At 59.3% G+C, this 8,255-nt stretch carries 8 protein-coding genes (1 of these 8 running past the window's edge); 6 read left to right on the plus strand and 2 right to left on the minus strand.

Annotation, left to right across the window (positions count from 1 at the left end; all coding sequences use genetic code 11):
• Window positions 1-5: 5 nt before the first annotated feature.
• Complete coding sequence (locus tag ACP90_RS03855) at window positions 6-1,307, minus strand: TRAP transporter large permease (RefSeq protein ID WP_023000150.1); 1,302 nt, start codon at window positions 1,305-1,307, stop codon at window positions 6-8.
• Window positions 1,308-1,332: 25 nt separating this feature from the next.
• On the minus strand, window positions 1,333-1,857 hold the full coding sequence (locus tag ACP90_RS03860) for a TRAP transporter small permease (protein WP_088665207.1): 525 nt from the start codon (window positions 1,855-1,857) through the stop codon (window positions 1,333-1,335).
• Between the two features lie 247 nt (window positions 1,858-2,104).
• Here ACP90_RS03860 and ACP90_RS03865 point away from each other — a divergent pair, with 247 nt between their 5' ends.
• The 6 genes from ACP90_RS03865 to ACP90_RS03890 all read left to right on the plus strand — a co-directional run.
• Window positions 2,105-3,085 carry a TRAP transporter substrate-binding protein gene (locus ACP90_RS03865; protein ID WP_031269012.1) on the plus strand — a complete coding sequence of 327 codons (981 nt, stop codon included), beginning with the start codon at window positions 2,105-2,107 and terminating at the stop codon, window positions 3,083-3,085.
• Window positions 3,086-3,125: 40 nt separating this feature from the next.
• Window positions 3,126-4,946 (plus strand): glycoside hydrolase family 2, encoded by a 1,821-nt coding sequence (locus ACP90_RS03870; protein ID WP_062486873.1) that lies wholly within the window; start codon window positions 3,126-3,128, stop codon window positions 4,944-4,946.
• The gene (locus tag ACP90_RS03875) at window positions 4,943-5,683 is read left to right on the plus strand and encodes an FCD domain-containing protein (protein WP_062486875.1); all 741 of its coding nucleotides are present in this window, start codon (window positions 4,943-4,945) and stop codon (window positions 5,681-5,683) included. The genes ACP90_RS03870 and ACP90_RS03875 overlap by 4 nt, the downstream gene beginning before the upstream one ends.
• An 80-nt stretch (window positions 5,684-5,763) precedes the next feature.
• The gene (gene uxuA / locus ACP90_RS03880) at window positions 5,764-6,945 is read left to right on the plus strand and encodes a mannonate dehydratase (RefSeq protein WP_062486877.1); all 1,182 of its coding nucleotides are present in this window, start codon (window positions 5,764-5,766) and stop codon (window positions 6,943-6,945) included.
• A gap of 117 nt (window positions 6,946-7,062) precedes the next feature.
• Window positions 7,063-7,461 carry a dihydroneopterin aldolase gene (locus ACP90_RS03885; protein WP_062486879.1) on the plus strand — a complete coding sequence of 133 codons (399 nt, stop codon included), beginning with the start codon at window positions 7,063-7,065 and terminating at the stop codon, window positions 7,459-7,461.
• Between the two features lie 99 nt (window positions 7,462-7,560).
• A protein-coding gene (locus ACP90_RS03890) for a dihydropteroate synthase (protein ID WP_023000157.1) crosses the window boundary here: on the plus strand, window positions 7,561-8,255 show its 5' portion. 190 nt of this gene lie beyond the right edge of the window; 695 of the gene's 885 nt are visible here — the first part of the coding sequence; the start codon lies at window positions 7,561-7,563; the stop codon falls past the right edge of the window.

The raw sequence follows: 8,255 nt of genomic DNA on the forward strand, positions 1-8,255 counted from the left end.
AGATCCTAGTAGCCGAGGAGAACGCGCGGCAGGAACAGGCTGAGGGCAGGTACGTAAGTGACCAGCAGCAGGAGAGCGACCAGAACCGCGTAGAAGCCGAGCATGGGTCTGAGTACCTGGCCGATCTTCACCCCGCCGACCGAGCAGCCGACAAAGAGTGCCGACCCCACTGGCGGTGTACAGATGCCGATACACAGGTTGAAGGTCATGACGACGCCGAAATGCACCGGGTCCATGCCGAGATCTTCCACCACCGGCAGGAAGATGGGGGTGAAGATCAGCAATGCGGGCGTCATGTCCATGAAGGTGCCGACCACAAGCAGCGCCAGGTTGATGATCAGCAGCAGGACGAGCGGATTTTCAGAAAGGCTCAGCAGCGTATCGGAGATCGAATAGGGGATATCCGCAAAGGCCATCGCTTTCGACATGGCGATGGAACAGCCGATCATCAGCAGCACGATGGACGTTGTCACCGCGCTTTCCAGGATGATGCCTGGAAGTTCGCGCGGCGAGATTTCCCTGTACCAGATCACGCCCAGGAAGAGCGTATAGACAACAGCAACGGCTGAAGCTTCGGTTGCGGTGAAGATGCCGCCGATGATGCCGCCCATGACGATCACGATCAGGCCAAGCGGCAGCATGGCGTCCAGCGTCTTGGCGATAACTTCCTGGCCACTGGGCCGTTCGGCAACCGGATATCCCCTGCGCTTGGCAATGATGCCGGCGACAACCATCAAGCTGAGCCCCATCAGGATGCCCGGAATGTATCCGGCAACGAACAGGGCCGCGATGGAGGTGCCGTTGGTAATCAGCGAATAGACGATGAAGGTTGCGCTCGGCGGGATCAAAAGGCCTGTCGGGCAGGAGGCGATGTTGACCGCCGCGCTGAACGCCGGATCGTAGCCTTCCTTCTTCTGAAGCGGAGACATCACGCCGCCGACAGCGGCGGCCGAGGCAACGGCGGAGCCCGAGATGGAGCCGAACATCATGTTGGCGATGACGTTGCAGTGGGCAAGCGCGCCGGGCAGGCGGCCGGCCAGAACCTTGGCGAACTCGATCAGGCGCATGGCGATGCCGCCCCGGTTCATGATGTTGCCCGCCAGAATGAAGAACGGAATGGCCAGCAGGGTGAAGCTGTCGAGACCGGAGGCGACCTGCTGCGCGACGATATAGACCGACTGGTCGAACGACATGAACAGCAGGAAAGTGGCGAAAGCTGCAAGACCGATGGCGAAGGCGATCGGTACGCCCAGGATCATCAGAAAGGCGAATGTCCCGAACAGGACGAGGACAGATTGGATATCCATGAAGTTACTCGTTCCCGGTCAGGTTTCAGTCCAGAGGGCCGCCGACGCTGGCGGTGCCTTCCTGCTCGTTCGGGCCGCGGCCAGTGCGAAAGAGGTCGGCCAGAAATGTCAGGCAGTAGTAGAGAATGCAGAGCCCGGAGAACGGGATCGCGATATAGACGAGGCCCATGGGGAGGCGCAGCGCCGGGGATACCTGTTGGGTTTCCAGCGTCCGGCTGACCAGGTCGAGCCCGCCGTAGACCATCACGACCCCTGCAAAGAGTGCGATGGCGGCAATGATGCCGACATTGACAAGAAGGCGCAGGATGCCGGTGGTGATGACGGGCAGCAGGTCGATGGCAAGGTGTCGTCGCTGGCCGAAGGTGTAAGCCCCGCCAAGCAGAGCAACCCAGATGAACAGGAAACGGGCCATTTCATCTGTCACCGTGCTCGGGCTTTGCAGCACGTAGCGCGAGACGACCTGCCAGACGACACAGGCAACCAGGACGGCGAAGGCGATGGTGATGACGAGACGCAGGACCATGTCCACGCCTCTGGTGATGACTGTCACGATATTCCTCCCGCGCAGGCCTCGTTCTTGCCGCGGCAACAGGCGCGGCGTGGGCTCCGACACTTTAAGACATGCGTCAGGAAATTAAATTGGTCAACCAATTTTCCAAAAAAGGTTGACTGATTTTGAAAATTGGACGAACAATTCCTCATCCGCGGCGGTCTGGCCTTGCAAGTCCCGCGGCCAACCGATCCGTTCCGGCACGGAACGCAAGTCCTGCGGCCAAGGCTGCAATTGGGAGGAAATCATGTCGAAATTCGTTAAGCTGGCGGCTGTTCTTGCCGCGGGCGTCGTCGCTCTGGGTTCTGCCGCCAGCGCCAAGACGCTGCGCCTCAACCACAACAACCCGGAAGACCATCCGCTGCACAAGTCGATGCAGTTCATGGCCGAGCGCGTTGAAGAGCTGACAGACGGCGATCTGAAAATCCGCATCTATGCCAATGCTCAGCTTGGCACCCAGCGTGAATCCATGGAGCTGATGCAGAACGGTTCCCTGGACATGGCCCGTTCCAACGCATCCGAGCTGGAGGCCTTCGAGGAATCCTACGGTGCGCTCAACCTGCCCTACATCTTCGTCAGTGCCGACCACTACTACGATGTTCTGACCAATGACATCGGCGCGGACATTCTTGCCTCGTCCGAAGACAAGGGCTTCATCGGCCTTGCCTATTACATCGAGGGCGCACGTTCCTTCTACGCCAACAAGGCGATCCATTCCCCGGCCGACCTGAAAGGCATGAAGATCCGCGTTCAGCCGAGCCCGTCCGCCATTCGCATGGTTGAGCTGCTCGGTGCCAACCCGACCCCGATTGCCTGGGGCGAGCTTTACAGCGCCCTGCAGCAGGGTGTTGTCGATGGCGCTGAAAACAACCCGATCGCGCTTACGTCCGCCCGTCACGGCGAGGTTTCCAAGTTCTATTCCGACGACGGCCACACCATGATCCCGTCCGTCGTGATGATTTCCACCAGCTCCTGGAACGATCTGACCGACGAGCAGAAGGAAGCCATGCGCACGGCCGCACGTGAATCCATGGATTTCCACCGCGAGCAGTGGGACGCCATGAGTGCGGAAGCGGTCGAGACTGCGAAGAGCGAACTCGGCGTGGAATTCGTCGAAGTGGAAAAGGGCCCGTTCATCGAAGCGGTCCTGCCGATGCATGAGGAAGCAGCGGCCAAGTCTCCGGTCGTTGCCGACCTGATCAAGCGCATCAAGGCAGCTGCGCAATAACATCTGAAAACACCTGAAAGTCCCGCCGGAGACCTGACCGATGCTCGAACGCTCCCATCTCGCCGACAACGCCTTGCAGGCGCTGCATGACGAAGACTATGACGTGCCCTTCAACACGCAGTCCTTGTGTCATGACGGCCTGATCTTCATGGGTGGGCGGGCATCGGAAAGCCTTGATGGCGACTGGACTTTCTGTGTCGATCTGCTCGACACCGGCCTCCGGCAGAAATGGTTTGCCATGCTGCCGGAGGCGCCGGAAAACCGCACTGAACCCTGGGACTATGATCCCTACATGGGGGAAACGGTTCCGGTTCCGTCCAACTGGGCGACGATTAAGGAGAAGTGGTACTTCTTCGAAGGCAGCGCCTGGTACACGCGGGCTCTCGACATGGAGACGGTGGACAGTTCCAAGCGCCAGTTTCTGAGGTTCGGTGCCGCGAGCTACGACTGCAAGATCTTCCTGAACGGCGAGTTCCTTGGTAACCACTACGGTGCCTCGACACCTTTCTGCGTCGAGCTGACGGGCAAACTGAAGACCGGCCGCAACTGGATCATGGCCTGCGTCAACAACACCCGGACACGCGACCGGGTGCCGATGCGCAATACAGACTGGTTCAACTATGGTGGTCTCTATCGGGAAGTGTCATTCTTCGAAACTCCGAAGACCCTTATCAAGGACTTCTTTCTTTACCTTGTGCCGGACGGCACATATTCCACGCTGCGAGCCGAAGTCGCCGTCGACGGTGTGCCGGCTGGTGATGTGACCCTTTCCATTCCCGGGCTTGGCATCGAAAAAGATATTTTGCTGGATGCGGACGGCAAGGGAACGCTCGACATTTCAGCCCGGCCGCAATTGTGGAGCCCGGAAACGCCCGTCCTTTATGATGTCAGCGTTTCGTGCGGCGAAGACCGTGTGTGCGACCGGATCGGCTTTCGCCAGATCGAGCGCCGCGGCACGGATATTCTGCTGAACGGGGCGCCTCTGTTCCTTCGCGGGATTTCCGTCCACGAGGACGATGCACTCCTCGGCAAGGTGACAAATGAGGATGATTTGCGCCGCCGCTTTGCCGATGCGCGCGAACTGGGCTGCAACTATCTGCGTCTTGCACATTATCCGCATCACGAACGGGCGGCTCAGATTGCTGATGAACTCGGCTTTTTGCTGTGGGAGGAAATCCCGGTCTACTGGGCCATCGATTTCGCCAATCCGGCAACCTATCGCGACGCTGAAAACCAGTTGTCTGAACTGATCAAGCGGGATCGCAACCGGGCAAGTGTCGTCATCTGGTCAGTCGGAAACGAGAATCCTGACACGGATGCCCGGCTTACCTTCATGAAAGGCCTTGCCGAAACCTGCAAACGTCTCGACCCGACCCGGCTGACTTCCGCAGCCTGTCTGGTGAACCACGCCCGGAACCGGATCGAAGACAGGCTCGCGGCGCATATCGATATCATCGGCCTCAACGAATATTACGGATGGTATGAAGAGAATTTCGATGACCTTGCCGCGATCGGGGAGAACTCGGACCCGGACCGTCCGGTGGTGATTTCGGAAACTGGTGCTGACGGCGTTATCGGTGAGAAAGGTCCGAAGTCTGGCCTCTTCAGCGAAGATTACATGGCCGAAGTCTACATCAGGCAGATCGCAACTCTGCGCGAACTTGGATATATCAAAGGCATGTCGCCGTGGATACTTTACGATTTCCGTGTTGAGCGGCGCCAAAATATTTTTCAGAACGGCTATAACCACAAGGGGCTGATTGCCGCCGACAAGAAAACCAAGAAAAAAGCATTCCATATCCTGGCCGACCATTATCGCGAGATTGCAGCTGCCGGGGAGGGTGCAAGGAAGGCCTCATGACCAGCGATGCTGCAAAGCGCCGGTACCAGGAAATTGCCGAACTTCTCGCAAGGCGTATCGAGGAGGAGGGCTACAGGCCCGGCGACAAGTTTCCGACCGAGCGACAGATTTCGGTCGAACTCGGTATCAGCCGCTCCCTGGTGCGCGAAGCTTTCATCGTTCTTGAAATCGAGGGCTATCTCGATGTGCGCAAGGGGTCCGGCAGCTATGTGGCCGCCGGCGAGAAGATTTCGCTTCATATTCCGAAAGCAGACTACGGCCCCTTCGAATTGCTGCAGGCCCGCCAACTCCTGGAAAGCAGCATTGCCGGCTTTGCCGCCAACACGATCACCAAAAGCGACATCATTCATCTGCGGGAGACGCTTGATCTGGAGCGCAGGGCGATCGAACACGGTGAGGAAGATTACACCGCCGACCGGCAGTTCCACCGGCAGATCGCCGAAGCAACCCAGAACAGTGTTCTGGTGGACCAGGTGGAAGACCTCTGGAACAAGCGTGAAAACAGTTCCATGTGGGCTCGGCTGCATGACCGCATCTTCGATCTCAGCTACCGGGCCAAATGGCTGGATGATCACGCCGAAATTCTGGAGGCATTGCGCCACCGTAACTCCGAGAAGGCGCGCCTTGCCATGTGGCAGCACCTGGAAAACGTTCGCCTGACCCTGCTTGAGCTTTCCGACGTCGGCGACCCTGATTTCGACGGTTACCTTTATACCCCGGCACAGGCCGCGCCCTGAGCGCCGGGCATCATGTGCGCCAGACGCAAGACCCCAAACACAAAACGCTGCAGCGATAACAACAAGAAAGACTTCAGGCGATGATCGAAAGCTGGCGCTGGTTCGGACCGCAGGACCCCATCTCCCTGAGGGATATCCGCCAGACAGGTGCACGCGGCATCGTCACCGCCCTGCATGACATTCCCAACGGCACCTTCTGGCCGGAAGAGGAAATCGCGTCCCGCCGCCGCATGATCGAGGCAGCCGGCCTGGAATGGGTCGTCACCGAGAGCATTCCGGTGCATGAGGACATCAAGACCGGGGCGCCCGGATGGGAAAAGTGGGCGGTAAACTGGGCGGAGACGGTTCGCGCCCTCGCGCGCCAGGGCATCAGGACGATTTGCTACAATTTCATGCCCGTGCTGGACTGGACCCGGACGGATCTCGACTACGAACTGGAAGACGGTGCAACCGCCCTGCGGTTCGAGTTCGCGGCCTATGCCGCTTTCGATCTGTTCATCCTGCAGCGGGAGGGCGCTGAGGCGGACTATGATGCTGCCGATGTTGCGCTTGCCGAAGAACGCTTTGCCCGGATGTCCATCGAGGAGCGGGACAGACTGACCGCCAATATCATTGCAGGACTGCCCGGTTCGGAAGAAAGCTACACGCTGGAGACATTCCGGGACCGCCTCGCGTCTTATCGCGGTATCGGCCGAGAAGAGCTTTTCCGGAACCTTCAGAACTTCCTTGAAATCGTCGTGCCGGCCGCCGAGGAGGAGGGTGCCGTACTGGCCATCCACCCGGATGACCCACCGAGGTCTCTCTTCGGTTTGCCGCGAATCGTCGGGTCGATCGGTGATCTGCAGCGAATTGCCGGCATGAACCCGTCAATGGCAAACGGCTTTACCGTCTGCTCCGGGTCGCTTGGTGTCAGCGCCGGCAACAATATTCCCGAAATCGTCGATGCATTGGGTGAGCGGATCCATTTCGCCCATCTGAGGGCAACCAGGCGCGAGCAGGATCCCCGCAGTTTCCGCGAAGATGCGCATCTTGAGGGCGACGTCGATATGGTCGCCATCATTCGTGCACTGCGGCGCATGGAACGACAAACGGGTAAGTGGATCCCGATGCGGCCGGATCATGGGCATCGTATATTGAACGATCTCAGTGGAACCTCGACGCCCGGGTATCCGGCGATCGGCCGGTTGCGGGGACTGGCGGAGCTGCGCGGTGTGACCCGGGCGGTTGATATTCTGGACACAGTCGAAGCGGCGGCTGAATAGGTCATTCGGGCAGGGCAACAACCTTGACCGGGCGCGGTATCCGATTACATCCATCTGCTGAGAAACTTCACGGCAATGGCGATGGCACCGGTCATGCCCGAGATCCCGGAGACCTGAATGGAAAAGAATGTCGATACCCTTGTAGAGGACGGGCACGATGTCATCCTCATCGAAGGACTGAAAGTCGCGACGCAGATCGGCATTCTGGACAGCGAGAAAAACCGGACACAAACCGTCTGCTTCGATATCGAAATGCAGACCGTTACCGGCTATCGCCGGATCGTGTGCGAAACGGGTGCGTTTGTTTCCTATGCCGACGCGGTCGAATTCATTCTGCAGAAGGCAGCCTCCGGCGGTCATATCGACCTGGTCGAGGATTGGGCTGAAGCCGTTGCGGATTTCGTTTTGACGAATGAGCTGGTTGAAGGCGTCAGCGTGAAGGTCACCAAGCCGGACATCTTTGAGGAAGCCGCGGGTGTCGGCATTCGCATCAAGCGCCGCCGGCCGTCCCGTTGACCTTGCCCTCTCACCGCATTTTCCTATCTGCCCTGAAACCTGCCTGATCCCGCCCGGCTTTTCCGGGCAAGAGGTTCGACACCGGGAGCCCCGCCTCACATGATTTCCGCCGACCGCCTGCTGCCTCTCTGGCTCAAATATCGCGACGCTCTCGAAGCGCCGATCCGAACCTTCGAATTTGAAAAGTTTGGCCGGCGGTTCGAGGACCGCACCTATCAGATGGGCGTCCTGAACCTGTCACCGGACAGCACCTATCGCGAAACGGTCTGCCATACCTTCGAAGCGGCGCTTTATCGTGGTCGGCGCATGACGCTGGAGGGGGCGGCGATGGTCGACATCGGCGCGGAGTCGACCGGCGAGACTGCGGACATCGTCGCGGCCGAGCGTCAGATCGACCGCATGCGCCCGGTCGTAAAGGCTCTTGCCGACGAAGGCATTCTTGTTTCCGTTGAAACCTATCATCCGGAAGTGGGTGTCGCCCTGCTGGAGGCCGGCGCAGGAGTGGTCAATCTGACGGGACGCGTTGACGACCCGGCCTTCTACGAGGCGATTGCGAAGCATCAGGCCGGTATCGTCCTGTGTTACACGCCGGGCAAGAATGCCCGTTCCGACGATTACCTGCCGCCGGCTGAAGATATCTTCGATCACCAGCTCACATTCTTCCGCGAGAGGGTCCATCTGGCCACGGAAGCCGGGATCGAGCGCCTGTGGGTTGATCCCGGCTTCGGCTTTGCGCTGCACTTGCCGGACGGGCCGGACCGGATCCGGTATCAGACCGACAGTATTCTCCAGTC

It is taken from the genome of Labrenzia sp. CP4 (genome assembly GCF_001579905.1).
Lineage (GTDB): Bacteria > Pseudomonadota > Alphaproteobacteria > Rhizobiales > Stappiaceae > Roseibium > Roseibium algicola.

What these genes read in the sequence shown, in the direction of transcription:
- ACP90_RS03855 (WP_023000150.1), bottom strand. Translation starts at nt 1,307, where the DNA reads ATGGATATCCAATCTGTCCTCGTCCTGTTCGGGACATTCGCCTTTCTG.
- ACP90_RS03865 (WP_031269012.1), top strand. Translation starts at nt 2,105, where the DNA reads ATGTCGAAATTCGTTAAGCTGGCGGCTGTTCTTGCCGCGGGCGTCGTC.
- ACP90_RS03870 (WP_062486873.1), top strand. Translation starts at nt 3,126, where the DNA reads ATGCTCGAACGCTCCCATCTCGCCGACAACGCCTTGCAGGCGCTGCAT.
- ACP90_RS03875 (WP_062486875.1), top strand. Translation starts at nt 4,943, where the DNA reads ATGACCAGCGATGCTGCAAAGCGCCGGTACCAGGAAATTGCCGAACTT.
- uxuA (WP_062486877.1), top strand. Translation starts at nt 5,764, where the DNA reads ATGATCGAAAGCTGGCGCTGGTTCGGACCGCAGGACCCCATCTCCCTG.
- ACP90_RS03885 (WP_062486879.1), top strand. Translation starts at nt 7,063, where the DNA reads ATGGAAAAGAATGTCGATACCCTTGTAGAGGACGGGCACGATGTCATC.